The organism is Streptomyces sp. NPDC041124 (assembly GCF_055592385.1).
In genome coordinates this window covers 93,147-117,723 of record NZ_JBVIYR010000014.1, presented here as the reverse complement: position 1 = coordinate 117,723, position 24,577 = coordinate 93,147, and the positions used below count along the sequence as shown (strand labels likewise).

At 72.7% G+C, this 24,577-nt stretch carries 26 protein-coding genes and 2 pseudogenes; 15 read left to right on the top strand and 13 right to left on the bottom strand.

The genetic code is table 11. From position 1 onward, the window contains the following. Positions 1-159: 159 nt before the first annotated feature. Entirely contained in the window at positions 160-345 is a 186-nt protein-coding gene (locus ACZ6A9_RS30505) for a hypothetical protein (RefSeq protein ID WP_468992099.1), read from the bottom strand. 173 nt (positions 346-518) lie between these two features. On the opposite strand from ACZ6A9_RS30505, the gene ACZ6A9_RS30500 reads away from it, so the two are divergent. Continuing rightward, entirely contained in the window at positions 519-1,433 is a 915-nt protein-coding gene (locus ACZ6A9_RS30500; RefSeq protein ID WP_468992095.1) for a winged helix-turn-helix domain-containing protein, read from the top strand. A 33-nt stretch (positions 1,434-1,466) separates the two neighbouring features. On the opposite strand, the gene ACZ6A9_RS30495 is transcribed toward ACZ6A9_RS30500, so the two are convergent. Continuing rightward, positions 1,467-1,655 (bottom strand): hypothetical protein, encoded by a 189-nt coding sequence (locus tag ACZ6A9_RS30495; RefSeq protein WP_468992093.1) that lies wholly within the window; start codon positions 1,653-1,655, stop codon positions 1,467-1,469. Positions 1,656-1,788: 133 nt separating this feature from the next. On the opposite strand from ACZ6A9_RS30495, the gene ACZ6A9_RS30490 reads away from it, so the two are divergent. The 3 genes from ACZ6A9_RS30490 (at position 1,789) to ACZ6A9_RS30480 (ending at position 6,030) form a co-directional block, all read left to right on the top strand. Then, positions 1,789-2,676 (top strand): GntR family transcriptional regulator, encoded by an 888-nt coding sequence (locus ACZ6A9_RS30490; RefSeq protein ID WP_468992088.1) that lies wholly within the window; start codon positions 1,789-1,791, stop codon positions 2,674-2,676. Beyond that, on the top strand, positions 2,676-3,431 hold the full coding sequence (locus ACZ6A9_RS30485) for an HAD family hydrolase (RefSeq protein WP_468992085.1): 756 nt from the start codon (positions 2,676-2,678) through the stop codon (positions 3,429-3,431). Before ACZ6A9_RS30490 ends, ACZ6A9_RS30485 begins: the two co-directional genes overlap by 1 nt. 424 nt (positions 3,432-3,855) lie before the next feature. Continuing rightward, positions 3,856-6,030: a phosphotransferase gene (locus ACZ6A9_RS30480; RefSeq protein ID WP_468992083.1), complete on the top strand. Its 2,175-nt coding sequence runs from the start codon at positions 3,856-3,858 to the stop codon at positions 6,028-6,030. Positions 6,031-6,132: 102 nt separating this feature from the next. Here ACZ6A9_RS30480 and ACZ6A9_RS30475 read toward each other — a convergent pair whose 3' ends face one another. Continuing rightward, positions 6,133-7,020: an NAD(P)-dependent oxidoreductase gene (locus tag ACZ6A9_RS30475; protein WP_468992079.1), complete on the bottom strand. Its 888-nt coding sequence runs from the start codon at positions 7,018-7,020 to the stop codon at positions 6,133-6,135. Between the two features lie 50 nt (positions 7,021-7,070). Here ACZ6A9_RS30475 and ACZ6A9_RS30470 point away from each other — a divergent pair, with 50 nt between their 5' ends. The 3 genes and pseudogenes from ACZ6A9_RS30470 (at position 7,071) to ACZ6A9_RS30460 (ending at position 9,430) form a co-directional block, all read left to right on the top strand. Then, positions 7,071-7,421 carry a winged helix-turn-helix transcriptional regulator gene (locus tag ACZ6A9_RS30470; RefSeq protein ID WP_468992077.1) on the top strand — a complete coding sequence of 117 codons (351 nt, stop codon included), beginning with the start codon at positions 7,071-7,073 and terminating at the stop codon, positions 7,419-7,421. A gap of 287 nt (positions 7,422-7,708) precedes the next feature. Further along, positions 7,709-8,929, top strand: a pseudogene (locus tag ACZ6A9_RS30465) (aminotransferase class V-fold PLP-dependent enzyme); the annotation flags it as partial. 48 nt (positions 8,930-8,977) lie between these two features. Continuing rightward, positions 8,978-9,430 (top strand): GNAT family N-acetyltransferase, encoded by a 453-nt coding sequence (locus ACZ6A9_RS30460; protein WP_468992273.1) that lies wholly within the window; start codon positions 8,978-8,980, stop codon positions 9,428-9,430. Between the two features lie 14 nt (positions 9,431-9,444). Here ACZ6A9_RS30460 and ACZ6A9_RS30455 read toward each other — a convergent pair whose 3' ends face one another. Continuing rightward, a complete protein-coding gene (locus ACZ6A9_RS30455; protein WP_468992075.1) occupies positions 9,445-10,044 on the bottom strand; it encodes a DinB family protein in 600 nt (199 codons plus the stop codon). Continuing rightward, positions 10,041-10,940, bottom strand: a complete 900-nt coding sequence (locus ACZ6A9_RS30450) for an alpha/beta fold hydrolase (protein WP_468992070.1) — start codon at positions 10,938-10,940, stop codon at positions 10,041-10,043. Before ACZ6A9_RS30450 ends, ACZ6A9_RS30455 begins: the two co-directional genes overlap by 4 nt. A 225-nt stretch (positions 10,941-11,165) precedes the next feature. Here ACZ6A9_RS30450 and ACZ6A9_RS30445 point away from each other — a divergent pair, with 225 nt between their 5' ends. The 3 genes from ACZ6A9_RS30445 (at position 11,166) to ACZ6A9_RS30435 (ending at position 12,905) form a co-directional block, all read left to right on the top strand. After that, positions 11,166-11,735, top strand: coding sequence for a helix-turn-helix domain-containing protein (locus ACZ6A9_RS30445; RefSeq protein ID WP_468992066.1), 570 nt, complete (start codon positions 11,166-11,168; stop codon positions 11,733-11,735). 79 nt (positions 11,736-11,814) lie between these two features. Next, a complete protein-coding gene (locus tag ACZ6A9_RS30440) occupies positions 11,815-12,441 on the top strand; it encodes a hypothetical protein (RefSeq protein WP_468992064.1) in 627 nt (208 codons plus the stop codon). 128 nt (positions 12,442-12,569) lie between these two features. Beyond that, complete coding sequence (locus ACZ6A9_RS30435; RefSeq protein WP_190100303.1) at positions 12,570-12,905, top strand: DUF2516 family protein; 336 nt, start codon at positions 12,570-12,572, stop codon at positions 12,903-12,905. Positions 12,906-12,954: 49 nt separating this feature from the next. Here the strand turns inward: ACZ6A9_RS30435 and ACZ6A9_RS30430 are convergent, their stop codons facing one another. The 3 genes from ACZ6A9_RS30430 to ACZ6A9_RS30420 all read right to left on the bottom strand — a co-directional run bounded on the left by ACZ6A9_RS30430 (position 12,955) and on the right by ACZ6A9_RS30420 (position 16,863). Continuing rightward, the gene (locus ACZ6A9_RS30430; protein WP_468992060.1) at positions 12,955-14,325 is read right to left on the bottom strand and encodes a PP2C family protein-serine/threonine phosphatase; all 1,371 of its coding nucleotides are present in this window, start codon (positions 14,323-14,325) and stop codon (positions 12,955-12,957) included. A gap of 386 nt (positions 14,326-14,711) precedes the next feature. Further along, entirely contained in the window at positions 14,712-15,803 is a 1,092-nt protein-coding gene (locus tag ACZ6A9_RS30425) for a C40 family peptidase (RefSeq protein ID WP_468992056.1), read from the bottom strand. Between the two features lie 238 nt (positions 15,804-16,041). After that, on the bottom strand, positions 16,042-16,863 hold the full coding sequence (locus ACZ6A9_RS30420) for a class I SAM-dependent methyltransferase (RefSeq protein ID WP_468992052.1): 822 nt from the start codon (positions 16,861-16,863) through the stop codon (positions 16,042-16,044). Positions 16,864-17,128: 265 nt separating this feature from the next. Here ACZ6A9_RS30420 and mshA point away from each other — a divergent pair, with 265 nt between their 5' ends. Then, the gene (gene mshA / locus ACZ6A9_RS30415) at positions 17,129-18,466 is read left to right on the top strand and encodes a D-inositol-3-phosphate glycosyltransferase (protein WP_468992049.1); all 1,338 of its coding nucleotides are present in this window, start codon (positions 17,129-17,131) and stop codon (positions 18,464-18,466) included. After that, a complete protein-coding gene (locus ACZ6A9_RS30410; protein WP_468992046.1) occupies positions 18,459-18,992 on the top strand; it encodes a type III secretion system chaperone family protein in 534 nt (177 codons plus the stop codon). Before mshA ends, ACZ6A9_RS30410 begins: the two co-directional genes overlap by 8 nt. On the opposite strand, the pseudogene ACZ6A9_RS30405 reads toward ACZ6A9_RS30410, so the two are convergent. Continuing rightward, a pseudogene (locus tag ACZ6A9_RS30405) lies at positions 18,946-19,203 on the bottom strand (helix-turn-helix domain-containing protein); the annotation flags it as partial. The gene ACZ6A9_RS30410 and the pseudogene ACZ6A9_RS30405 sit on opposite strands and share 47 nt — an antisense overlap. Positions 19,204-19,212: 9 nt before the next feature. Here ACZ6A9_RS30405 and ACZ6A9_RS30400 point away from each other — a divergent pair. Continuing rightward, on the top strand, positions 19,213-19,902 hold the full coding sequence (locus ACZ6A9_RS30400; protein WP_468992043.1) for a GNAT family N-acetyltransferase: 690 nt from the start codon (positions 19,213-19,215) through the stop codon (positions 19,900-19,902). A 9-nt stretch (positions 19,903-19,911) separates the two neighbouring features. Here the strand turns inward: ACZ6A9_RS30400 and ACZ6A9_RS30395 are convergent, their stop codons facing one another. From ACZ6A9_RS30395 to ACZ6A9_RS30385, 3 genes are all read right to left on the bottom strand, one after another. Then, positions 19,912-20,685: a methyltransferase domain-containing protein gene (locus ACZ6A9_RS30395; RefSeq protein ID WP_468992041.1), complete on the bottom strand. Its 774-nt coding sequence runs from the start codon at positions 20,683-20,685 to the stop codon at positions 19,912-19,914. 233 nt (positions 20,686-20,918) lie between these two features. Then, positions 20,919-21,098 (bottom strand): hypothetical protein, encoded by a 180-nt coding sequence (locus ACZ6A9_RS30390; protein WP_468992038.1) that lies wholly within the window; start codon positions 21,096-21,098, stop codon positions 20,919-20,921. A gap of 55 nt (positions 21,099-21,153) precedes the next feature. Continuing rightward, positions 21,154-21,378: a hypothetical protein gene (locus tag ACZ6A9_RS30385; RefSeq protein ID WP_228969803.1), complete on the bottom strand. Its 225-nt coding sequence runs from the start codon at positions 21,376-21,378 to the stop codon at positions 21,154-21,156. A gap of 275 nt (positions 21,379-21,653) precedes the next feature. Here ACZ6A9_RS30385 and ACZ6A9_RS30380 point away from each other — a divergent pair, with 275 nt between their 5' ends. Beyond that, the gene (locus ACZ6A9_RS30380) at positions 21,654-22,166 is read left to right on the top strand and encodes a DUF5959 family protein (protein ID WP_468992031.1); all 513 of its coding nucleotides are present in this window, start codon (positions 21,654-21,656) and stop codon (positions 22,164-22,166) included. A gap of 154 nt (positions 22,167-22,320) precedes the next feature. On the opposite strand, the gene ACZ6A9_RS30375 is transcribed toward ACZ6A9_RS30380, so the two are convergent. Further along, positions 22,321-23,082, bottom strand: coding sequence for a phosphoglyceromutase (locus tag ACZ6A9_RS30375; protein ID WP_228969806.1), 762 nt, complete (start codon positions 23,080-23,082; stop codon positions 22,321-22,323). Between the two features lie 186 nt (positions 23,083-23,268). Between ACZ6A9_RS30375 and ACZ6A9_RS30370 the strand changes: the two genes are divergently transcribed. Then, positions 23,269-24,534 carry an MDR family MFS transporter gene (locus tag ACZ6A9_RS30370; protein WP_468992026.1) on the top strand — a complete coding sequence of 422 codons (1,266 nt, stop codon included), beginning with the start codon at positions 23,269-23,271 and terminating at the stop codon, positions 24,532-24,534. Positions 24,535-24,577 lie beyond the last annotated feature (43 nt).

Genomic DNA, 24,577 nt, shown 5'->3' with positions numbered 1-24,577 from the left:
CTTCCGCCGACGACGGGTGGGTGCTCATCCGTAGCGAGCTGTTCAGTTGTGGTTGTGGTTGTCGTGCGGGTGGTGCGGGTGGTGCGGGGTGGTGCTCCGCCGGCGGGTTCCCGGCTCCCCTCCGGAGGGGAAACCCGGCCGGCGGTCCGTGCGGTGCCGTCAGCCGGACTGGGCGAACAGCATCACGAGGATGACCGCGCCGATGCCGCTGATCATGGTGTTGCGTGCCTTGAGGCCCACGGTGAGGGCGACGAAGGCGATGATCCCCATCGGCCCGTACTTCCACTGGACCAGTTGTTCGAATCCAATGGCCAGGGCGGCGAGGACGATGGCGATGAGCGGCATGACGGTCCCCCTGTGTCCACGGCCCCCAATCGTCATCCCTGGTGGCCAACCTCCGTGTCGAGCGACCAGGTTGCGCGAGTTGGTGACCAACTTGTTTCTAGTTATCTCCACTTGGAAGAGTCCTATAACCATCCTTCGCTGAACTGCCGGAAGATGGCGAGAAGTTGTACTGTTTGGCTGTGGACCCGGAACATGCCCCCGTCAAGGGTCGGGAGACTCCGCAGCGGCCACGGAGAACGCATCGCGAGGTGGCCGACGAGCTGCGCGCACGGATCCGGACCGGTGCGCTGCGGCCGGGTGAGCGCATGCCCACCCAGGCCCGCCTCGCCGCCGAGTTCGGTGTGGAACGCCCCGCGATACGCCGGGCGCTGCGCATCCTGCAGTCCGAGCAGTTGCTCACCAATGTCTCCAAAGGGGCTCCGGCGACCGTCGCGGCCCGGCCCGGCAGGGCTCCGGCCGGCCCCGCCGCGCCGCCGCTGCCCACCACGGTGGGGCTCGCGCCGAGGATCGCGGCGGCCTTCGAGGCCGAGCACGTGGAGATCGACGCCGTCTGCCTGACCGCCATCTCCCTCACGCTCGCCATGGGGGAGCCGTTGCGCCGGATCCACGCGGGGCGACTGAAACCGGCCAAGGTCGACGTCCGGGTCCTGTTGCCCGGCCGGGACATCGACCTCGCCTTCCCGGTGCCGGTCGAGGGGCGTCGGGGAGCGGACGACCCGGTGCACGAGCGGTGGCTGTCGATGCGGAACGCCCAGGGCCAGGTGCTGCGCCACAGCCTCCTCGCGCTGCGCGCCACCCACGGCATCGACGTGAGCGTCTCGTTCCGGGCGCTGCCCTTCACCCCGCCGGTGAAGCTGTATCTGCTCAATCGCGCGGAGGCGCTGTTCGCCTACTACACGGTGGCCCGCAGCCGGGCGCAGATCGACCACGAGACCCTGGAGACCTACGACGCGCAGGGCATACGCTCCTTGCTCTTCGGCTTCGGACAGGGCGCCGGCCCGCGGGACACCACGTTCGTGCAGCAGTCGCACCTGTGGTTCGACGCACTGTGGGAGACGATCAGTTCGGAGCTGGTGCTCACGAGCTGACGCCCCCGCGCGGACCGGTCCCCGGCCGCTTCCTCACAGGGCGGGCCTCGACACGAGCAGGGCGAGCAGTACCGCCCCGGCGGAGCTGATCCCCGGCCTGTTGGCTCTGATGCCTATCGTGAGCAGCAGCAGGCCGACGAGGCCGGCCACGCCGAACTGCCACTCGACGAGTTGCTGGACGGTGATGACGAGAACGGCGGAGAGCAGAGCGAGCATCTGCACGGTGGTTTCCCCCTCGGTGGTGTTGCCAACTTCGAGGAGTTGGCAACCAACTCATAGGGGGTTGTGCCCACTTGGCCGCCATGCGTAAACAACTCACCAACAACTCCCCTTGGGTGAACCAAGGTTGTAGCGTTTGGTCGTGACCCAGGAGAACGTGGCAGTGAACGGCAGCAGCAGGCTCTCGCCCCAGGAGATCGCCGACATCCTGCGGGAACGCATCCGGGCCGGTGAGCTCAGGGCCGGTGACCGGCTGCCCACTCAGGCCGAACTCGCGGAGGAGTTCGGCGTGGAGCGCGGCACCGTCCGCCAGGCGCTGCGCGCACTCCAGGACGACGGTCTGCTCAGCAACGTGAGCAAGGGCAGCCCGCCGCGGATCGCGGCCCCCGCTCCCGCCCCGGCCCGTGAGGAACCGCAGCCCACGATGGTCGCGCTGGCACCACGCCTGACGAACGCCTTCGAGACGGACCGGGTGCGCATCGACGCGGTGTGCCTGACGTCGGAGAGCCTCATGCTGGCACTCGGCGAACCCCTCCGGCACATCCACGAGGGCCGGATCCGCCCGGAGTCCATCGACGTCCGTCTCCTGCTGCCCTCCAGGAGGATCAACCTGGCCTTCCCCGTCCCGGTCGAGGAGGGCAGCGACGGGGACAATCCGGTGCACGAGCGGTGGCTGGCGATGCGGAACGCCCAGGCCCGCGTCCTCCAGCACCACCTCCTCGCCCTGCGCGCCACACACGGCATCGGCGTCCACGTCTCGTTCCGCGCGCTGCCCTTCACCCCCCCGGTGAAGGTGTACCTGCTCAACGGGGAGGAAGCCCTGCTCGGCTACTACATGCTGACCCGGCGCGAGGAGGAGTGGGAGAGCCAGAACCTGGAGATGTACGACGTCCTGGGCTCGACGTCGCTGCTCTTCTCCTTCACGCGGCAGGCCGGGCAGCGGGACCGGGCGTTCGTGGAGGAATCCCAGAAGTGGTTCGACGCCCTCTGGGAAACCATCACGACGGACCTGACACTCTCCTAGTGACCTCTGAGACGACACGGACCGATGCGGTGACGGCGGAGACCGGGACGGAACCAGGAGAGCTGCGGGACCTGATCGAAGGAGCCCGGGTCGTGCTGTGGGACTTCGACGGGCCCGTATGCCGCCTCTTCGCGGGCCACTCGGCGCAGCGGGTGGCGAACGACCTGGTCTCCTGGCTCGAAGGGCGGGGCCTGCACGGTCTGCTCACCGAGTCCGAACGCGACTCCCTGGACCCGCACGTCGTGCTGCGCGCCGTCGACCGCCGGCACCCCGGCAGCGACCTGGTCGCGGAGCTGGAGGAACGCCTCACCCAGGAGGAGCTGAAGGCCACCGCCTCCGCCATGCCCACCCCGTACGCTGATCCGCTGATCCGCACCTGGACCGCGGTGGGCGCCCGCCTGGCCATCACCACCAACAACTCCCCGCGCGTGGTGCGCGAGTACCTCACCTCCCGCGGCCTGGTCCCCTGCTTCGCCCCTCACATCTACGGGCGCACCCAGCAGCTGAACCACCTGAAACCGGACCCCCACTGCATCAACCGCGCCCTGAACGCGACGGGCGCCGCCCCCACGACCGCTCTGATGATCGGCGACACCCCCTCCGACCTGTTCGCCGCACGGGCGGCCGGCGTCCCGTTCCTCGGCTACGCCCGCAACGACCGCAAGCACGAGCTCCTGCGCGACGCCGGTGCCGCGGTGGTCGTGGATTCCCTGGAGCCGGTGCTCCGGATGGCCGGGGGCCGGCGTCAGGCCTGAAGGGCCGGCGCGACGAGTGTCCGGGGGCGGCATGCGGCAGGGGTTCGACTCGGTCTGGAACCCGCTGTCGGCATGACGGCCGCGTCCGCGACGAGCGTCACCTTCCGCCGGGACCGTCGTGCAGTAGCATGCGCGCACCGATCGAGCGAGCTCTCCCCTCCGCTCGTCTCCAGGGGCACATCAGCCGAGCCGAACGGCCTTCCGCGGAGCGACCTCGGGCAGACGGGTGACGCCGTGCCCGACGCGTCCCCGCGTGCGGCACCCCGCGTGCGGGACCCGAGCCCGCGCGCCTACCTTGTTGTGACTCCCCTCGTACCTCCCGGAGCGGCCAGTGGGCGCACCACCTCTTCCCCGACCCGCCCCCGGGGGACCCGCATCGCCCGACGCCACGGTCCAGGGTCGCGACGCCCGGCTCCGCGCTCTCGTGCGCGACGCGACGTGGCACGGGGTGACCACCAGCGGCCACCACCACCAGAACCACGTGCTTCGGCTCACCGCGCGGGAGGCACGGCTGCTGGGACGTGAGGCGGGGACGTCCGTGACGGTCCGGATCCGCCGGGCCGGGGCGCTGCCCGTCGTGATCCGGACCTGGGACGACGAGGACGAGATCCTGGGCGCGGTCCAGGGGATCCTCCCGCACGTGCCGCAGTGCCTGGCCAAGGGTCCCGGCTTCGCCGTCCACAGCTATGTGGACGGCGTGCCCCTGTCCAGCGTCAGCCCGAACGGCGAACCCGTGGATCCGCTGCTCGTCAAGGCCCTGGCCGGACTCCTCGCCCGGATGGCTCAGGTGCGGCGCAGTTCGCTCCCGCCCCTGCCGCCCTGCCGGCCCCGCGACGACACCGACAGCCGGGGCTTCCTGCGTGCGCTGGCCCTCTCGGCCGACCGGCAGATCCGTCAGCCCAACTGGGAAGGCTTCGGCGGGCTGTTCGCTGCCCTGGGCATGGCGCAGGACGCACTGCTCAGGCTGGCCGACCGGACGCCCCTCATGGTGCGGCGGCCGTACAGTCTGCTCCACGCCGACCTGCACCGTGACAACCTGATCGTCCCGCACGACGGCACGCTCCCACTCGTCTGCGTCGACTGGGAACTGGCGACCTACGGCGATCCGCTCCACGACCTGGCCGTGCATCTCGTGCGCATGCGCTACCCGGACCGGCAGTGGCCGGAGGTGATCGACGCGTGGGAGGAGGCCATGCGGCGGATCCGTCCCGCCGCCGTCAACGGGCTGGCGAAGGACCTCGGCCACTACCTGGCCTTCGAGCGGGCGCAGTCCGTCTTCCCGGACGTCATACGAGCGGCACGGTCCCTGGAGGAATCCTCTTCACAAAAGGACCTGGACGACGCGACGGCGGAGGTCGGCCGGGCACTGGAGGCGGCGGCAGAACCACTCGGGCTCGGGAGCGTGCCCGGTGAACGGGAGATCGAGCGGGCGCTGTTCCGCTGGCTGATGTCCCGTTGCCGGGGACGAGGCGGCCGGGGCCTGTCCGCCCGGGCCACCGACTGGCAGCCGGACGGGCGGCTGTCGCTGCCCCCCGACTTCCCCGAGGCAGCCGTCCTGGGGGCACTGGCCGTGGAAGGGGCGGCCCCCGCGGGCCGTGTCTTCAAGGGCACGGCCCACCTCAACACCGTGGTGCGGGTTCCGGGCGTCGCGTATCCCGTCGTCGTACGACGGAGGCTGCCCGGAGCCGGGGGACAGGAGCCCTGCTTCCTCAGTGAGCACGCCGTGCTGCGCGCCATCGAGGAGGCCGCCGTCGACGTGGCGGCGCCGAGGGCGCTGGCCCTGGGATCGAGCTACCTGCACGACCCCTTCGCCATCCACACCTACGCGGGCCCGCACGACATCGACCGCCCTCCGCACCACCCCGTGCACGGTCTGCTGCCGCATGAGGCGGACGGACTCGTGGACCAGCTCCTTTCCCTGACACGGGTGGACTACCGGCCACTCGATCCGGTGGCCGGGGAACGGGGCTTCTACCGCTGGCTCAAGGACCAGCTGGTCCGCATCGTGGCGGACCTGCCCAGGACGACGCGGCAGCTCGGCCGGCAGCTGGGGCTGCCGGACGCGGAGCGGCTGGACCAGATCCTGTCGCGGGGGGACGTCGGACACCGGGAGCCGTCGCTGCTGCACGGCGACCTCAACCCCTGGAACCTCGTCCGTCGTGACGACCGGTACGCGCTGACCCTCATCGACTGGGAGATGGCCCTGGTCGGCGACCCCCTCTACGACCTGGTCCGGCACATGCACCTCACCCCCACCCGGCCGGAGATCCGGGAGAGGATGTTCCGCCGCTGGGAGGCCCGCCTGCCGTCCGAGTACACCCGTGACTGGCGCACGGACTGGCAGGTCTACCGCCGGCTGGAGATCGTGCGCTCCGCCTACATCGACCTGGACCGCATCGTCACCGGCGCGAGCCTGGACGCCCCCAACGTCCGCCGCGCGGTGGACTCCTACGCGGTCACCCTGGCCGTCGCCAGTGGTGCACTCGGCCTGCCCCTCCGCTTCCCGGCGAACCCCTATCTCGCCCCGGCATCGGTGAAGGGGGAACATGTTCCCTCCGAAAGCCGGTCCCCGCGGTCGTCCACCACGGCCCGTGGGTGACGGCGCCTGGAGGGGGTTCGGCCATGCCGGAGTGTGGGAACGGGCCGTCCGGCGACCGACGACCCCAAGGACTACGAGACCGCGGTCGCCGGCGCGCACCCGTCAGCGGCGCCCGATCAGCTCGCCCACCCGCGTGTACCCGTCCGTGCCGTGGCCCAGGGCGATGACCCGGCGGGCCTGGCCCTCGATGACGCGCATGACGCTCGCGTCGATGCCGTGGGCCTCGGAGGCGTGGACGACGTGGGCCATCGTCGACGCGGCCGAGGTGATCGGGTTCAGTTCGCCGGAGTACGTACCGGCGTCGACGTCGGCCGCGAACTCGGTGAACAGCGGCGGCAGGATCGCGGCGATGCCCTGGGCGAAGGGGGCGAGTTCGGCGCCGGTGACGCCCTCGGCCCGGGCCAGTGCGAGGGCGTGCGTGTAGCCGGCCATCGCCGTCCAGAAGATGTCGAGGAGGGCGATGTCGTACGCGGCGGCGCGGCCGGTGTCCTCGCCCAGATGGGTGTGGGTGCCGCCGAGGGCCGCCAGCACCGGCCGGTGCTCCTCGTACAGCTCTGCCGGGCCGCTGTGCAGGAACACCGCGTCGGCGGTGCCGATGGTCGGCGTCGGCGTCATGATCGCGCCGTCCAGGTAGTGGACGCCGTGCCGGGCGGCCCAGTCGGCCGTGTCCCGGGCGCGGCCGGGGGTGTCGGCGCTCAGGTTGACGACCGTGCGGCCCTTGAGGGCGGTGGCGACGGCGGTCCGGCGCAGTACGGCGTCGGAGGCGTCGTAGTTCACCACGCAGACGACGGTCAACGGGGCGGCGGCGACGGCCTCCTCGGGCGAGGCGGCCACGACCGCGCCCCGCGCGGTCAGGTCGCCGTCCCGCCCCGGGGTGCGGTTCCAGACGGTGGTGCGCACCCCCGCGTCCAGGAAGGCGGCGGCCAGGGCACGGCCCATCGGGCCGAGGCCGAGGACGGTGACGGCGGTGCTGGAGGTGGGCTCGGACATCGGACAACTCCGTTAGGGTGAAGGGTCATTGGTGAGGAAAGGGGCGCGGCGTGGTGCACCGGCGGCATGATCCGGACGTGTGCGGGGTGACCGCCGCGATCGCCGTGATCGAGGGCAAGTGGAAGACCACACTGCTGTGGCTGCTGGAGTCCGGCCCGCACCGGCCGGCCGAACTGCGCCGCAAGGTGCCGGGCCTCAGCGAGAAGGTGCTGACCGACGCGCTGCGCGAGATGGAGGCGGACGGCCTGGTGCACCGGGAGGTCTACGACGTACTGCCGCCGAAGACGGTCTACTCCCTGACCGGGTTCGGCCGTGAACTGGCCGGGGCGCTGGCGCCCCTGTCGGACTGGGGGCACCGCCGCCTGGAGAAGCTGGCCGAGGTCGTCGCCCCGGCCTCCTGACAGCCGTCCGCACCACCTCACTTCCTCCGTGCGCCCCGATCGGCGCACCACCAGGCTGGACCACCCGGGGCGGGGTGCCAAGTACGCACAAAAAGGTGGGTGTTCCGCCCGCGGGAGGGCGCGGCGGATGCGCCCGCGCCGCCCACCGCCGGCCCGGTCCGGTCGGCTCAGGGGTGGTGAGGACGCGGTGGTCCGCCTCGCACGTGCGGCACGGTCCGGGTCCCTCGGGACGGAGGGAGACCTGATACTCGGTCCGGAAGTGTGAAGTCCCCGCGGATGGGAGCCATGTGAGCGAGACCGAGGTCGTCACCGCACCGCGTCCCCTGCTACTGGCCGACGGGCGTCCGGCGGCGCGGGCCTGGTCGCTGGAGCCCGCCCTGCGCCACCTCAACCACGGCTCCTTCGGCGCCGTACCGCTGGCCGCCCAGGAGCGGCAGCGGGAACTGCGCGCGGAGATGGAGCGCGCGCCGGTGGTGTGGTTCCCGCGGCTGCCGGGCCGGCTCGCGGCGGCCCGGCGCGGCCTGGCGGCCTTCCTCGGCGCGGACCCCGGCGACCTCGCCCTGGTGCCGAACGCGAGCGCCGGGGCGAGCGTCGTGTACGCCGGTCTCGAGCGGCGCGGCGGCGGGGAGATCGTGGTCACCGACCACGGCTACGGCGCCGTCACGATGGGCGCCGAGCGGCTCGCCCGCCGCTGGGGCGGGCGGGTGCGCACGGCGAGGGTGCCGCTGGACGCGGACGAGGAGGGGGCGTACGAGGCCGTGACGGCCGAGGTGGGGGAGCGCACCGCGCTCGTCGTCGTCGACCAGATCACCTCGGCTACCGGCCGGCGGCTCCCGGTGGAGCGGATCGGTACGGAGCTGCGCGGGCGCGGCGTTCCGCTGCTCGTGGACGGCGCGCACGCCCCCGGACTGATCGACACCCCACTGGAAGGGCTGGCCTGCGACTTCTGGGCGGGGAACCTGCACAAGTGGGGCTGTGCTCCGCGCGGTACGGCCGCCCTGGTGGCACGCGGTCCGCTGCGGGAGGGCCTCCGCCCGCTGATCGACTCCTGGGGCGCCCACGACCCCTACCCCGACCGCTTCGACCAGCAGGGCACGGTCGACGCCACCCAGTACCTGGCCGCCCGGACGTCCCTCGACTTCGTCGAGTCCACCTGGGGCTGGCCCGCCGCCCGCCGGTACATGGACGACCTCGCCGGGTACGCCGAGCGGGTCGTGGGTGCCGCGTTCACCGCACTGACCGGCGAGGACGCCCAGGTCGACGTGGGCATGCCCGTGCCCGGGATGCGGCTGGTGCGGCTGCCCGACGGCCTCGCCGACAGCCGCCTCGCCGCCGACGCCCTGCGCGACCGGGCCGCCGCCGAACTGGGCGTCGAGGCCGCGTTCACCAGCTTCGACGGCATCGGCTACGTGCGGCTGTCCGCGCACGTCTACAACACCGCCGAGGACTACGAGTACTTCGCCGAGCGGTGCGTTCCCGTGCTCGGCGAGTGGGCCCGCGCGGCGCGCACAGCGGCACGGCGCCGCCCGACGCGGCCCGGGGGCGGTGGAGCGACGATCAGGGCGGCCGGACCCCACGAGGCGGGACTCCTGAGCGACCTGGCGCTGCGCTCCAAGGCGCACTGGGGGTACGAGCGGGAGTTCCTCGACCGCTGCCGGGCCGAGCTGATCCTCCGGCCGGAGGAGGTCGTGCCCCGTCGGACGGCGGTCGCGGAACGGGACGGGCGGGTGCTCGGCTTCGTGACCGTCGAGGGCGGGGCGCCGGAGGGCGAACTCGGGATGCTGTTCGTCGACCCGCCCGCCATCGGCGGCGGCATCGGCCGCCTCCTCTTCACCCACGCCCTGGCCGTCGCCCGCGGCCTGGGCTTCGCACGGCTGCGGCTGGAGGCCGACCCGTACGCGGAGCCCTTCTACCGCGCGATGGGAGCCCGCCGGATCGGCTCGGTGCCGTCGGGCTCCGCCGAGGGGCGGTCACTGCCGCTGATGACGGTCGAGGTGGGCGCCGGCTGAGGCCGGCGCCCAGGTCACGGCTTGCGGCCGGCCTCGGTGGCCGTGCGCTCCAGACGCTCCCGGTAGGACTCCCACCAGGCCGGGTCGGTGGACGGCAGGCCGGTGCCGGCGCCGTCCGTTCCCGCGGTGCCGTCCATGAGTTCGCGGAGGATGTCGGCGTGGCCGGCGTGCCGCTGGGTGTCGGCGATCACGCGGACCACGGCGTGGTGCAGCGTCACCTCGTCCTTGCCGTCCGGCCACCACGGAACCCTGCCGGGCGTGTCCAGCGGCAGGGCGTGGAGCGTGGCGTCCGCGTGCGCCCACGCCCGGCGGTACAGGTCCACCACGAACGCGCGTGACTCCCCGGCGGTGGCCCACATGTCGGCGTTGGTCCCGGCGCCGTCCGCGAGCCAGGGGAGGGGCTCGCCGGACGGACGGCCGAAGGTGTCGCCGAGGTAGCCGAGCTCGACGCCGGCCGCGTGCTTCACCAGGCCGAGGAGGTTGGTGCCGGTCGGCGTCATCGGCCGGCGGACGTCGTACTCGGAGAGGCCCTGGAGTTTCCACAGCAGTGCGTCGCGGGCCGACTGGAGGTAGTGGAGGAGGTCGGCCCTGGCGGCGTCGTCCCGCCTCGTCATGCGGTCGGTCCGCCCGCCTCCGGGCCGTGGGGCGGTGACGGCCGGTGTACCGCGAGGTCCGACAGCAGCTCGGCGGCGGGGCGCGGGTGGACGAGCCAGCGCAGGTGGCTCCCCTCCAGGGTCCGCACGTCGAAGGGGTTGCCGGGCGTGAGCGCGTCGGCTTCGCGGATCATCCGGTCCTGCACGGCGGGCGGGACGCTGGCGTCGGCGGCCAGGCGCACGTACGTCCTGGGGATCCGGCCCCAGGTGGCGGCCTGGGCCCGGTCGGCGGACGTGCCGGCGTCGAGGTTCTCGTCGGGCTGGAAGGTGTTGAGGAAGGTCCGGAACTCGTCGTCGGTGAGGTCGGCGGCGAACGCCCGCTTGAACGCGGCGAGCGCCGTCGGGTCGGAGGTGCGGAAGTTGGTGCGGAGCAGGCCGAGTTCGGCCGGGTTCCCGACGAGCGTGGCCGCGAAGGCGCCCGGGTCGACATCCGCCATCTCCGCCTGGGCGTAGTAGCCGCTCACGTCCAGACCGACGGGGCACCAGGCGGAGACGTAGACGATCCGGTCGATCAGCTCGGGCCGGGCGTTGGCGACGGCGGTGATCGTGACGCCGCCCCGGCTGTGGCCGACGAGGACCGTGGGCCCGTTCCGCCTGGCCCGTTCGAGGACCTCGATCACCCGGGCGGCGTTGTCGGCGAGCGTGACCCCCTTGATGCTCCCCGGCTCCTCGGCGAGCGCGTCGAGATCCTGGGGAGCCTGGAAGGCGGCGGGGAAGGTCGCCTCGAATCCGTGCCCCGGGAGGTCCACCGCGACCGAGCGGTGCCCGAGCAGGCCGAGCTCGGCCTGCAGCGGCGCGAACGAGAACGAATTGGCGAAGGCCCCGTGGACGAGGACGAAGGTCGGCGAATTCGGCATGCCTCAGCCTCCACCACGGTGATCGGCGCCACAAGATCACATCCCGCCACACCCCCCGCCGTCGGTGTGCGGGGTGATGTGGCCCGCGGACCCCCGGGTCGGCTTCGGCGATCTCGCGGGATCGCCGGCCGTGGGAGGAGCCTGGTGATCCGGCTCGTCCCGCCGACGGCACACTATTGCAAGCAGCTGCTTGCAATAGTTAGCGCCATCGGGCACTGTGGAGGCATGGCATCGCTCAACGTCGGCAATCTCGGTGAGTACCTGCGCGAGCAGCGGCGCAACGCGCAGTTGTCGCTGCGGCAGCTCGCCGACGCCGCCGGGGTGTCCAATCCGTACCTCAGCCAGATCGAGCGCGGACTGCGCAAGCCCAGCGCGGAGGTGCTGCAGCAGGTCGCCAAGGCGTTGCGGATCTCCGCCGAGACGCTGTACGTCCGGGCTGGCATCCTCGACGCGGAGCGCGGCCGGGACGAGGTGGAGACCCGCGCCGCGCTGCTCGCCGACCCCACGCTGACCGAACGTCAGAAACAGGTGCTGCTCCAGATCTACGAGTCCTTCCGCAAGGAGAACGGGTTTGGCGGCGCCGAGGACGGTGAGGCGACGGAGGACCCGGGGGCGGCGGAAGCGGCCGGGCTGTCCCCGGCCGTCGACGGGAGTGCCCGCGCGGTGGACGCTCCGGACGGCGATGCCGTGATACGCCGGAGCCGTACGGCCCGCGGGGGTGCGTCCGGCACGGGCCGGCCCCGCACGGCCGGCGGCAGCGACAACGACAGCGATCCGCGGCAGACGGCCGGCTAACCGGACCAGGGCACCGGCCGCCCGCCGCGGACCACATACGAACCCTCAGCCGAAAACGAGTTCCGGGAGGACCATCACCATGGCCATCACCGACGACCTGCGCAAGACCCTCAGCGACCCGACCCCGCTCTACTTCGCCGCCGGCACCGCCGACCTCGCGCTGCAGCAGGCCAAGAAGGTGCCGGCCCTGGTGGAGCAGCTGCGCGCCGAGGCCCCGGCCCGTATCGAGGCCGTGCGCAACACCGACCCCAAGGCCGTCCAGGAGCGGGCCACCGTCCGCGTCCGGGAGACGCAGGAGACCCTCCAGACGCGGGTCGGCGAGCTCATCGGCTCGCTCGACACCGACCTGAAGAAGCTCGGCGAGAACGCCCAGGACTTCGCCCTGCGCGGTGTCGGCATCGCCGCCGAGTACGCGGTCAAGGCCCGTGAGACGTACGAGAGGGTCGCCGAGCGGGGCGAGCAGACGGTGAAGACCTGGCGCGGCGAGGCGGCCGAGAGCATCGAGGACATCGCCGTGGCCGTCGAGCCGTCCCCGGAGCCCGTCACCGAGCCGAAGCCCGCGCCCCGGCCCCAGCCGGTCGAGGCCGCCACCGACAAGCCCGTCACGGCCACGAACGGGGACACCGAGGTGAAGAGGCCCGCCGCCGCCAAGAAGGCCCCGGTGCGCAAGCCCGCCGTCAAGAAGACGACGCCGCCGGCGAAGTAGGCGGCTGCCGGTGCGACGGGCCGGGCACTTACCGGATGCCCGGCCCGTTCTCCGGATAGCCGGCCCGGGTATGCGGGTACGGTGACGGCGTAGATGACGAGCCGAGTCGGGTGGTGGACGTAGTGCTGATGCAGGGCTTCGCGGGGTTCATGTGGCTGCTGAGCATGGCCCTGATCGTGTTCAGCGGTTTCGCGCTGCTCGACGCGGCCACGCGCCGTGAGGACGCCTACCGCGCGGCGGACAAGAAGACCAAGCCGTTCTGGCTGATCATCCTCGCCCTCGCCTTCGTGGTGAACCTGATCTTCAACATCCTGTCGTTCCTGCCGATCATCGGCCTGATCGCGACCATCGTCTACATGGTCGACGTCCGCCCGGCCCTGCGCGGCCTGCCCGGCGGCGGCCGTACCCGCAAGGGCGGCTCCAGCAGCGACGGCCCCTACGGCCCGTACAACGGCAACCGCTGATCCACGGCGGAGGGCCGGTTCCCGTGCCGGGTGAGGGGGCGGGGCCGGCTCACACGCCCCGGTCCAGCAGCAGCACCGCCACGTCGTCCGTCAGCTCGCCCCCGTTGAGGTCCCGGACCTCGTTCACGGCGGTCCGCAGCAGCTCCTCACCGCTCAGTCCCGCGGAGAGCTGCCGGCGGATCATCTCGACCATGCCGTCCTGGCCGAGCCGCTCGCCGGTGTCGCCGACCCGGCCCTCGATCAGACCGTCGGTGTAGAGCATCAGGCTCCACTCGGCGCCCAGCTCCACCTGTGTCCGCGGCCAGCGGGCGTGCGGCAGCAGTCCGAGCGCCGGGCCGTTGTTGTCGTACGGCAGCAGACGCGCGGGCGTGCCGGGGCGGGCGACCAGGGGTGAGGGGTGGCCGGCCAGGCACAGGCCCGCCCGGCGGCCGTCGGGCGCGATGTCGACCGTGCACAGGGTCGCGAAGATCTCGTCGTCCGAGCGCTCGTGCTCCAGCACTTCCTGGAGGGTGCCGAGCAGCTGGTCCCCGCACAGCCCCGCCAGGGTCAGCGCCCGCCAGGCGATCCGCAGCTCCACGCCGAGGGCGGCCTCGTCCGGGCCGTGTCCGCACACGTCGCCGATCATGGCGTGCACGGTGCCGTCCGGGGTGCGGACGACGTCGTAGAAGTCCCCGCCGAGCAGGGCGCGCGAGCGGCCGGGACGGTAGCGGGCGGCGAAGCGCAGCGAGGATCCGTCCAGCAGCGGGGTGGGCAGCAGGCCGCGTTCCAGCCGCCGGTTCTCCTGGGCCCGCACCCGGCCCTCGGCGAGCCGCCGCTCGGCGGAGTCGGACCGCTTGCGCTCCACCGCGTAGCGGATCGCCCGGCTCAGCAGCCGGCCGTCGAGCTCGTCGCGGACGAGATAGTCCTGCGCGCCCACCCGTACGGCCTCCGCGCCGCGCTCGGTGTCGTCGGCGCCGGTGAGGGCGAGCACCGCGTGCCGGGGCGCGAGTTCGAGGACGTGCTTGAGCACGGCGAGCTCGTCACCGTCGCCCGCGGGGCCCGGTGCGGGCAGCGCGAGGTCCAGCAGGATGCAGTGGACGTCGTCGGTCAGCAGCCGCTCGGCCTCGGTGAGGTTGCGGGCGGTGCGGACGCGGATCGGTTTGCCGGACTGGTCGAGCAGATCCGGCACGATCGGCGAGCCGCCGGGGTCGTTCTCGATCAGCAGCAGGGTGAGGTTGGTGTGGGCGGCCGTCTCGGACCTGTCCGGTGCGGTGCCGGTCCGGTCGGAGGCGCCGTTCTCGGACGTCGCGGCGGCCGTGTGCGGGGCGGCCGTCCTGGCCTCCGCGGAGTCCTGGGCGGAGCCCTTGCTGGGTGCGGCGGCCGGCGCCTGACCACCTTCCGCGGCCGGGATCGCTCTCTGCCGCGGTACGGGTGCGGGCATTGTTCCGGGTTCCTTCCCTCCCCCCGAGGGCATGACGGGGGCGACGGATTGCGGCCCTGTCCCCGGCTCTCAGCTCTGTGCGCGAGCAGGGGCTGCCCCTTCGAACGGGGACGATAGCGGTAGACGGCGGCGCAGCGGAATGCCGTGAGCCATCCGGCTCCGCCTCCGGCCGCTGTCATATGCCGCGTTTGCTACCGCAGTTGGACAGGCCGGAGGCGCCGAGCGGATGACGAACGTCACGTCCGCGCGCCGTTTGGCCGCACGATCGACGTGCTGTGCGTCACTTTGCCCCACTTCTCGGGGCGTTGAGCGGATCGGGGTGGTGCGGGCGGCGCGGTACGGTCCGCCCGCCGGCCGCGGCGCGGTCCGCCCGCCGGCCGTACGCGTCAGTTCGCGGTCGCGTCCGGTCGTACGACCCCGAGGATCGGCAGCGAGCCGGCTCCCGCGAGCGTCACCGACCGTCCGGGGCGCGGGGCGTGCACCATGACACCGTCGCCCACGTACATGCCGACATGGCTGGCGTCGTCGAAGTAGATGATGAGGTCGCCGGGCCGCATGTCCTTCACGGCGACGCGCTCGAGCTGCTGCCACTGCGCCTGGGACGTGCGCGGCATGCCCCGTCCGGCCGACACCCAGGCCTGCGAGGTCAGTCCGGAGCAGTCGTAGGTGTTGGGTCCCTCGGCGCCCCACTGGTACGGCTTCCCGATCTGCGCGGTGGCGTACGCCACGGCCTTCTTGCCCTGTTCCGTCGCCTTGCCGTCGATCTCGTCGAGGATGCCGGAGCCCAGCCAGCTCGCCTGGGCCCGCGCGGCGGCCTGCCGCTCCAGCCGGACCAGGCGCTCCCGCTGCTCCTGCTCCAGGTCGGACTCGACCTTCTCGGCCGCCTCGATCTGCTTCTCGATCTTCTTCTGCGCTTCGGCCTTGGCCTTGCGGCCCGCCTCCAGTTTCTTCCACTGGGCGTCCGCGTCCTGCTTGTACTGCACCAAGTCCCGCTGGGTGCGGGTCATTTCCCCGAGCAGTCCCTTGGTCGCGTGCTCGCCCCGCTGGACCCGGCCCGCGCCGTCGAGGAACTCCTGCGGGTCCCCGCTCAGCATGAGGCGGGCCTCGGGCGGCAGTCCGCCCCCGCGGTACTGGGCGGCGGCCGCGGCGCCCGCGCGGGCCTTCAGCCCGTCGAGCTTCTGGCCGCCCTCGACGATCTTCTCCGCCAGCCGGGCGATCCGGCCGGACTGCTCGCGCGTCTTCTCCTCGGCGGCGTTGTACTCGTCGGTGGCGAGGGCCGCCGCGCGGTAGAGCTTCTCGAGCTTCTCGCGTACGGCTTCGAGGTCCTTGTCGCTGACCACCACGGTGACGCTCGCGGTCGTGCCCGGGGGCGGCGGGGGAGTGGGCGCGGCGAACGCCGTACCCGGCGCGGCCAGCACGGTGACCGCGCAGACCACGGTCACGGCCGCCGTGAGAAACCCGCGTTTGCCCGTCCCCATGACGCCACCCCCGCCTGATTAACCGTCAGTAACAATTGGTCGCCGAGGGGATGCTGCCATGCCGGCGCGCGAAACGACAGAGGTCGCGCTTCCCGCCTGCCCCCACCCGCCATTTCCGGGCACGGCAACCGTCCCGTCAATGTGACGAACGACTCACGGAGATCGTTCCCGCGGGGCCGGGCGGGCGTCCCCGGCGCCTCTCGGCTTCCTTTCGGTCTCCGGTCCCTCCCCGAGCGGGTCAGCCGCGCGGGGCCAGCGCCTCCCACCGCACCGTGATCTCCCCCTGCCGCCAGCGCGCCGGGCCGTCCGTCACCGGCCAGTCGGCCGTGAGCGCCCGGGCCGTCCGCAGCCAGCGCTGGCGTGCGCCGTACGAGGCGTAGGGCGCGGCGGCCGCCCAGGCGCGGTCGAAGTCGCGCAGGAAGGCGTGCACCGGCTCACCGGGGACGTTGCGGTGGATGAGGGCCTTCGGGAGCCGTTCCGCCAGGTCGGAGGGGCGGTCCAGCGACCCCAGCCGGGTCGCGAAGGTCACCGTGCGCGGCCCCTCGGGCCCGAGCGCGACCCATACGTGCCGGCGCCCGATCTCGTCGCAGGTGCCCTCGACCAGCAGTCCGCCGCGGCCGCCCGTCACCGGGTCGGCCGGCGCCAGCCGCGCGCACAGCCGCTGCCACACGGCGGCCACCTCGGCCTCGTCGTACTGGCGCAGCACGTTCGCCGCACGGACGAGTACCGGCCGTCCCGGCACCGGGACCTCGAAGCCGCCGCGGACGAAGGCCAGCCCTTCGCGCTCGTACGGCCGCGCCGCCGCGACCCGCGCGGGTTCGATCTCGACGCCGACCACCCGTGTGCGGGGGGCCGCGGTGCGCAGCCGGCCGAGCAGTTCGACCGCCGTCCAGGGTGCGGCGCCGTACCCCAGGTCCACGGCGACGGGGTCCTCCGCGCGGCGCAGTTCCGCGCCGTGCGTGGCCGCGATCCAGCGGTCCATGCGGCGCAGGCGGTTGGGGTTGGTGGTGCCGCGCGTCACCGTGCCCACGACGGGGAGGGAGGCGGCGCGGACTGTCATACGCATGAGGGTAAGGGGGTAGCCGCCCGCGGCGCCGTGCCGGTGGCTGGTGGGGGGCGTGGGAGCCCTGCCGGTGGCGGGGCCGTTGGGGTCGCCGTGCCACGCCCTCACTCCTCGAACGGTTGAGCGACAACCGGTAATGATTCGGCAAAGTCCGGGACCGGTGAGCCCCGCCGGAAATGGGAACGAAGCCTTCCGGTGTTGAGGACTCCCGAGGGCCCGCACGACCCTCCGAGAGTCATGCCGCAGCGAGGAGGAACGCCACGTGAGCCAGTACATCGCGAGGCTCGGGCGGCGCTCCCCCGCCGCACCGTCGCGGCTGCGCCTGCACCGCAGGCCACGCCGCGTGGCGATGCTCTCCGTGCACACCTCCCCGCTGCACCAGCCGGGCACCGGCGACGCGGGCGGCATGAACGTCTACATCGTGGAACTCGCGCAGCGCCTCGCCGCGATCAACATCGAGGTAGAGATCTTCACCCGCGCCACCGCCGCCGCGCTCCCGCCCACCGTCGAGCTGGCCCCCGGCGTCCTCGTCCGGCACGTCGACGCGGGCCCCTACGAGGGCCTCGCCAAGGAGGACCTGCCCGCGCAGCTCTGCGCCTTCACCCACGGCGTCATGCAGGCCTGGGCCGGACACCGCCCCGGCCACTACGACCTGGTCCACTCCCACTACTGGCTCTCCGGCCACGTCGGCTGGCTCGCCGCGCAGCGCTGGGGCGTCCCCCTGGTGCACGCCATGCACACCATGGCCAAGGTCAAGAACGCCAACCTGGCCGACGGCGACACCCCCGAGCCGGCCGCCCGCGTCATCGGCGAGACGCAGATCGTCACCGCCGCCGACCGGCTGATCGCCAACACCACCGGGGAGGCCGAGGAGCTAGTGCGGCACTACGCCGCCGACCCCGGCAAGGTCGCCGTCGTCCACCCCGGAGTGAACCTGGGCCGCTTCCGCCCCGCCGACGGCCGCGCCGCCGCCCGGGCCCGCCTCGGCCTGCCCGGCGACGCCCTGATCCCCCTCTTCGCCGGACGTATACAGCCCCTCAAGGCCCCCGACGTCCTCCTGCGCGCGGTGGCCGCCCTCCTCGACGAGCGCCCCGAGCTGCGCTCCCGCATCTGCGTCCCCGTGGTCGGCGGCCCCAGCGGCAGCGGCCTCGCCAAGCCGGAGGGCCTGCAGAAACTCGCCGCCCGGCTCGGCATCGCCGACGTCGTCCGTTTCCACCCGCCCGTCGGGCAGGAGCAGCTCGCCGACTGGTTCCGTGCCGCCTCCGTGCTCGTCATGCCGTCCTACAGCGAGTCCTTCGGCCTGGTCGCCATAGAGGCGCAGGCCGCGGGCACCCCGGTCCTCGCCGCCGCGGTCGGCGGCCTCCCGGTCGCCGTACGGGACGGGCACACCGGCTTCCTCGTGCAGGGACACGACCCGCGGGCGTACGCGCGGGTGCTGCGCGACTTCGCCGACCACCCGCACCTCGCCGACCGCATGGGCGAGGCCGCCGCCCGGCACGCCCAGTTCTTCGGCTGGGACACCGCGGCCGCCGCCACCGCCGACGTCTACACGGCCGCGACCCAGGCCCACCGCCGTCACGTACGCTCGCACCATGGCTGACAAGGCAGCGGAAGCAGAGCAGCAGCGGGCGGCGCAGGTCATCGAGGGCGTCCTGAAGGACGCCGAACTCGACTGGGAGAGCCCGGCACCCGGCAGTTACGTGGTGAAACTCCCCGGCACCCGCAAGCTGTCCACGACCGTCTCCCTCATCGCCGGACGGCACACGCTCTCCCTCAACGCCTTCGTCATCCGCCACCCCGACGAGAACGAGGCCGGCGTCCACCGCTGGCTCCTCGAGCGCAACCTCAAGCTCTTCGGCGTGAGTTACGCCGTCGACCCGCTCGGCGACATCTACGTCACCGGCCGGCTCCCCCTGCCCGCCGTCACCGCGGACGAGGTCGACCGGCTCCTCGGCCAGGTCCTCGAGGCCGCCGACGGCAGCTTCAACACCCTGCTGGAGCTCGGGTTCGCCTCCGCGATCCGCAAGGAGTACGACTGGCGCGTCTCACGCGGCGAATCCACCCGCAACCTGGACGCGTTCACCCACCTGCTGGAGCGCCCCTCGCCCGGCAACGCCCCGGAGTGACGCCCACCAGCCGCCGGAAGTGCCGGGTCGGACGGGCCTGGTCGTAGAACCCGGTGGCGACCGCGACCCCGCCGGCCGGCCACCCCTCCCGCAGCGTCCGCCGCGCCCGCCCCACCCGGCGTGACATCAGGTACTGGTGCGGCGCGATGCCGTAGGCCCCGCTGAACGCCCGTAGCCAGATGGCCGGATGGTCGTGCCGCGGTCGTGGTGCAATCGCCGGATGACGAAGACCGAAGCCGACCTGATACGACGCTGGCTGAACGGCTGGACCACGGCCCGCTCCCTGCCCGAGGCCGAACCGGTCGGGTCCGCCGGGGACGGCCTGCGGTCCGAGTGCCGGCAACCCGGCCGAGAGGTCGAGGTGTTCGCGCTGCGCGCGGACGAGGAACCCGGGTCCCTGGCACGGCTGGCGGCAGCGGTCGCCGCCGCGCCGCAGGTCACCTGGCTCACCGTGCCCACGGCGCGCCCCAGCACGGTGGAAGCCGTCGTCGGCGCCGCGGGACTCGAACTGCACCGCCGGTCCGAGTGGCTCATGACGACCGACCTGACCGGACACCCGCGGCACACGCCCGCCGCGCCGTACGGGATCGAGGTGCGCACCGAGGGACCCGTCACGGGCGTCACCCTCCACGGCCCCTCCGGAGAGGTCGCGGCGCGCGGCACCGTCGCCGTGGTCGGCGGTGACGCGATCGCCGACCGTGTCGAGACGGACGCGGCGCACCGCCGGCGCGGACTGGGGCGCGCCGTGATGAGCGCCCTGGCGGAGGCCGCCGTGGCCCAGGGCGCCCGTACCGGTCTTCTCCTCGCCAGCGAGGACGGCCAACGCCTCTACTCCTCCCTCGGCTGGCACCACCAGGCCGACGTGCTGATCGCCCGGGGGTCGGCGCCGGACGCCGAGGGGGCGGCGTGACCGGCCGGGTCAGCGCGAGCAGACCACGCTGACCAGCGTGAACGAGGCGTAGAAGGGCCCCTGGGACAGCGCGGAGAACCAGGCGTGACCGCGGTCGAGGCCGATGTGCCCCCCGTCGACGGCCTTGCGCAGATTCCGGCCGAGCCCCAGGGTGTGGTCGGCCTCGCCGAAGTCGCGGAAGACGGGTGTCGTGGCGTCGACGGCCTCGACACGGAACCCTGCCTGTTCGGCGAGGCGGGCGAGGCTCCGGCCGATGGTCGCGTTCCGTACCACCTCCGCCGTGGTGAACCGGGTGAAGGCACGGCTGGTGCCGAGGTCCTCGGCGTCGACGATCAGCGTGTCCCAGTCGGGTTCGGCCAGGCCGACCAGCGCCCCGGGCCGGGTGGCGAGGCGGAGTTGCGCGAGTGCCTTCGCCGGGTCGGCGACGTGCATGAGGACACGGTCCACCTTGGCCCGGTCCATCGTCCCCGGCTCGACGGGCAGCGCGTGGACGTCCCCTTCGCGCAGTTCCACCCGGCGCAGGCCGTCCGTGCGCGCCCGGGCCCGGTCCAGCATCGCCGGGTCCCGGTCCACACCGATCACGGTGCCCCCGTCGCCGACGCGTTCCGCCAGCGCCGGCAGATCCGTACCGGGGCCGCAGCCCGCGTCCAGGACGGCGTGGCCGGCCCGGATGTCCAGCAGGTCGAGCATCCGCCGCTTGTACGCGCGCCCGGCGTCACCGGCGGCGGCCCGCAGCATGTAGGAGGCCTGGTCGGGCGTGGGCACACCGAGAGTCGTCGACATGGACGCCAGTCAAGCACTCGCGCCCGGTCCGGTTCAGGGGTTTGCGGTCAGGGGCCGGCACGCGGACACGGCAGACGAGGGCGAAGACGACGAGGGCCGCCGTCGAGCCGGGCCCGGAGGCCGGCGCGTCAGCCACGTACCGGCCGTCGTGGGGGACATCGCCGACCGGTTCCGGCGGCGCTTCCCCGCGCGCCGCAGGCCCCGCTGCTGACCGTGCGGCCCGTCCGCGCGTGCTAACCGAGGCGGGATGAGGTGGCCGGTCCGTGTCCCTCCTCGGGCGCGAAGGCGTCGTCCTCCCCGAACTCCGGGCTCTGGAAGGGGTTGGTCGCCGGAGGCGGCGATGCCGCGGCGGGACCGCTGGGCTGCGTCTCCGGAGCGGAGAACAGCGAGGTCGTTTCGATGAGGGGGCTCACTTTCGGTACAGGCCCCCGAGGGGGCCTGGTGTGCCGTGACCGGGCACAGCGGTTGCTACAGCTTGGTCATCTTGGCGTACGGGCTCAGGATCCGCAGTTGCTGCCCGGAACCGAAGTCCACGAGCACGGCGATTCCGTCCTCGATGCCGATCACCCGGCCGAGTCCGTACACGTCGTGGGTGACCTGGTCGCCCACGGCGAAGTGCTTGGGAGCCGGTGCGACCGCGGCCTTGAAGGGGCTGGTGGGCAGATGGCGCTTCGAAGCATGAGGTTTAGTCATCAACCCCAGTATGCGACCACAACGCCCCTGCCCGCTGTGGCCACCGTCTCCTCCTTCACCACCCCTCCCACCGGAACGTCCCGCTCCGCAAGGAATCCGCAGGCCGGAGGCATGATGGCGTCGTGCTGTCGTGAATCACGGTGAGCGGGGCGCTGCCTGTTCGGCCGCACCGGCCGTTGCGCGTCCCAGCCGCTGGGACCGGCATGGCCGAGTGCTCCGCTCGCTGGGGCGCTTCGGCATGATGCTGGGACCTTGTTACTTCGGGGAGGGCACCCATGGGCTCGACGGACGGCGTCATCGATCTCATCCACCTGGCCGACAGGCCCGGCACCAGCGGCCACAGTGTCACCGTACGCGTCCTGGGCCGCCATCAGCCCGGCATTTTGACCGGCCACGACCTCCTCGATTGCGAGATCGTCATCGTGGCTGAGAACTCCCTCGACGCCTCCCTCGCGGTGACCGTCTTCCCTGAGGACCTCGAGGACTGGGAGGAGTGCCTGACGAAGCTGGAAGCCCGACGGTCCGCCACGTGGCTCGACTCCGGGCGGACCCCTTCCTTGACGTTCGAGCCCCGGGGGAGCGGCGAGCTCCTGGTGTCCGTGCACGACGGGCCGTCGACCGGAATCACGGTGGCCCTCCCGTTGTCCGTACTGCCGCCGGCATGGGCCGCAGAGCAGCGCGGCCTCCTCACCCGGGTGCGTGAGGTCCATCCCTGTGAGGTGGTCGAGACGTCACCCGGTGCGTACGCATGGCGGCGTGACCGGTGCGAGAGTCCGTCGTCGCTCTGATGGGGGGAGAGCCCGCTGGGATGTTCACGCCGTGGGTCTCACTGACCGCCCGGGATCCTCACGAAGCCTCGCTCATGACCGAAGACGGCCCAGAGGTAACGAAAAGCCCCCTGCCGACGGATAACCCGCAGGCAGGGGGCTTGTTCGTGGGCGCTTACTTCTTCTTGCCCTGGTTCTTGACCGCCTCGATGGCGGCTGCCGCTGCCTCCGGGTCGAGGTACGTGCCGCCGGGGGTGACCGGCTTGAAGTCGGCGTCGAGCTCGTAGTACAGGGGGATGCCCGTCGGGATGTTGAGGCCCGCGATGTCGGCGTCCGAGATGCCGTCGAGGTGCTTGACCAGGGCGCGCAGGCTGTTGCCGTGGGCGGCGACGAGGACCGTGCGGCCGGTGAGGAGGTCGGGGACGATCGAGTCGAACCAGTACGGGAGCATCCGGACGACGACGTCCTTCAGGCACTCCGTGCGCGGGCGCAGCTCCGGCGGGAGGGTCGCGTAGCGCGGGTCGGCGAACTGGGAGTACTCGGCGTCGTCGGCGAGCGGGGGCGGCGGGGTGTCGTAGGAGCGGCGCCACAGCATGAACTGCTCCTCGCCGAACTCCGCGAGGGTCTGCGCCTTGTCCTTGCCCTGGAGGGCGCCGTAGTGACGCTCGTTCAGGCGCCAGCTGCGGTTCACCGGGATCCACAGGCGGTCGGCGGACTCCAGGGCGAGCTGCGCGGTGCGGATCGCGCGCTTCTGGAGGGAGGTGTGGAGCACGTCGGGCAGCAGGCCGGCGTCCTTGAGCAGCTCGCCGCCGCGCGTCGCCTCCTTCTCGCCCTTCGGGGTGAGGTTGACGTCCACCCAGCCGGTGAACAGGTTCTTCTCGTTCCACTCGCTCTCGCCGTGGCGGAGGAGGATCAGCTTGTACGGTGCGTCGGCCATGGGGCCGAGCGTAATCGACGCTCCTCGGGCGTCGCGCGCCCCGCCCGCTGGGCGGACGGCCGAGGGGGTCCGTTAATCGAGTGGTCATCCCGTCGGCGGTTTATGTAAGTTGTGCTGGCCGCCACGGCCGCTTACATCAGCACACCAGGGCACGCCAGGGCGCACCTGGGTTCCACGGGGGGTCACATGCCAGTCGCCGGAGTGAGACGTGCGCTGCGGGAGTCCGTCTCGGGGCTTCCCCGGGCGTTCTGGTGGCTGTGGCTCAGCACCCTCGTCAACCGGCTCGGCGCGTTCGTCGCCACCTTCATGGCGCTGTACCTGACGCTGGACCGCGGGTACTCCGCGTCGTACGCCGGTCTCGTCGCCGCGCTGCACGGGCTGGGCGGGGTGATCTCGTCGCTCGGCGCCGGGGTGATGACCGACCGGCTGGGGCGGCGGCCCACGCTGCTCGTCTCCCAGACCGCCACCGCGCTGTCCGTGGCCCTGCTCGGCTTCATGCGGGACCCCGTCGCCATCGCGGCCGTCGCCTTCCTCGTCGGCATGGCCTCCAACGCCTCCCGGCCCGCCGTGCAGGCGATGATGGCGGACATCGTGCGGCCCGAGGACCGGGTCCGGGCCTTCTCGCTCAACTACTGGGCCATCAACCTGGGCTTCGCGATCTCCTCCGCGGGCGCCGGGTTCATCGCCGAGGTCAGCTATCTCGCCGGGTTCCTGATCGAGGCGGGGATGACGCTGGTCTGCGCCGTGCTCGTCTTCGTGAAGCTGCCCGAGTCCCGGCCCGGGGAGGACGTGGCGGGTCCCTCGGGCGAGAAGGACGCCGTCTCGATGTGGACCGTGGTGCGGGACGGGCGGTACATGAGTGTCGTCGGGCTGTCGTTCCTCATCGCGCTCGTCTTCCAGCAGGGGTACCTGGGGCTGCCGGTCGCCATGGGGGAGGCGGGGTTCTCGCCCGCCGACTTCGGCATGGCCATCGCCGTCAACGGGGTGCTGATCGTCGTCCTGCAGCTTCCCGTCACCCGGTTCATCGACAAGCGGGACCCGCGGCAGCTGCTCATCGCCTCGTCCCTGCTGGCCGGGTACGGGTTCGGGCTCACCGCGTTCGCCGACTCGGTCGCCGTCTTCGCCCTCACGGTGTGCGTGTGGACGCTCGCCGAGATCGTCAACGCGCCGACCCAGACCGGGCTCGTCGTCGCGCTCTCCCCGGTGCACGGACGCGGGCGCTACCAGGGCATGTACACCATGTCCTGGGCGGTCGCCGCCCTGGTCGCCCCGCTGATGTCCGGCTTCGTCATCGACCACTGGGGCGCCGCGTGGCTGTGGGGGATGTGTGCCGTCGTCGGCACGGTCGCCGGCCTCGGGTACGCGCTGCTGATGCGCCGCATGCCGGAGGAGGGCGCGGGGACGGTCGTCCCGAGGGCCGCGGAGGCGGCGCCCGGGGTGCGGGCGTCCTGAGACGCGGCGGGGGCCCCGGCGGCCGTGTCGGCGCCGGGGCCCC

Bases quoted from the DNA above. Each gene is read 5' to 3' on its own strand.
- ACZ6A9_RS30505 (WP_468992099.1), bottom strand. From the start codon at position 345: ATGCCGCTCATCGCCATCGTCCTCGCCGCCCTGGCCATTGGATTCGAA.
- ACZ6A9_RS30475 (WP_468992079.1), bottom strand. From the start codon at position 7,020: ATGTCCGAGCCCACCTCCAGCACCGCCGTCACCGTCCTCGGCCTCGGC.
- ACZ6A9_RS30455 (WP_468992075.1), bottom strand. From the start codon at position 10,044: ATGACGAGGCGGGACGACGCCGCCAGGGCCGACCTCCTCCACTACCTC.
- ACZ6A9_RS30450 (WP_468992070.1), bottom strand. From the start codon at position 10,940: ATGCCGAATTCGCCGACCTTCGTCCTCGTCCACGGGGCCTTCGCCAAT.
- ACZ6A9_RS30445 (WP_468992066.1), top strand. From the start codon at position 11,166: ATGGCATCGCTCAACGTCGGCAATCTCGGTGAGTACCTGCGCGAGCAG.
- ACZ6A9_RS30440 (WP_468992064.1), top strand. From the start codon at position 11,815: ATGGCCATCACCGACGACCTGCGCAAGACCCTCAGCGACCCGACCCCG.
- ACZ6A9_RS30435 (WP_190100303.1), top strand. From the start codon at position 12,570: ATGCAGGGCTTCGCGGGGTTCATGTGGCTGCTGAGCATGGCCCTGATC.
- ACZ6A9_RS30430 (WP_468992060.1), bottom strand. From the start codon at position 14,325: ATGCCCGCACCCGTACCGCGGCAGAGAGCGATCCCGGCCGCGGAAGGT.
- ACZ6A9_RS30425 (WP_468992056.1), bottom strand. From the start codon at position 15,803: ATGGGGACGGGCAAACGCGGGTTTCTCACGGCGGCCGTGACCGTGGTC.
- ACZ6A9_RS30420 (WP_468992052.1), bottom strand. From the start codon at position 16,863: ATGACAGTCCGCGCCGCCTCCCTCCCCGTCGTGGGCACGGTGACGCGC.
- ACZ6A9_RS30410 (WP_468992046.1), top strand. From the start codon at position 18,459: ATGGCTGACAAGGCAGCGGAAGCAGAGCAGCAGCGGGCGGCGCAGGTC.
- ACZ6A9_RS30400 (WP_468992043.1), top strand. From the start codon at position 19,213: ATGACGAAGACCGAAGCCGACCTGATACGACGCTGGCTGAACGGCTGG.
- ACZ6A9_RS30395 (WP_468992041.1), bottom strand. From the start codon at position 20,685: ATGTCGACGACTCTCGGTGTGCCCACGCCCGACCAGGCCTCCTACATG.
- ACZ6A9_RS30385 (WP_228969803.1), bottom strand. From the start codon at position 21,378: ATGACTAAACCTCATGCTTCGAAGCGCCATCTGCCCACCAGCCCCTTC.
- ACZ6A9_RS30380 (WP_468992031.1), top strand. From the start codon at position 21,654: ATGGGCTCGACGGACGGCGTCATCGATCTCATCCACCTGGCCGACAGG.
- ACZ6A9_RS30375 (WP_228969806.1), bottom strand. From the start codon at position 23,082: ATGGCCGACGCACCGTACAAGCTGATCCTCCTCCGCCACGGCGAGAGC.
- ACZ6A9_RS30370 (WP_468992026.1), top strand. From the start codon at position 23,269: ATGCCAGTCGCCGGAGTGAGACGTGCGCTGCGGGAGTCCGTCTCGGGG.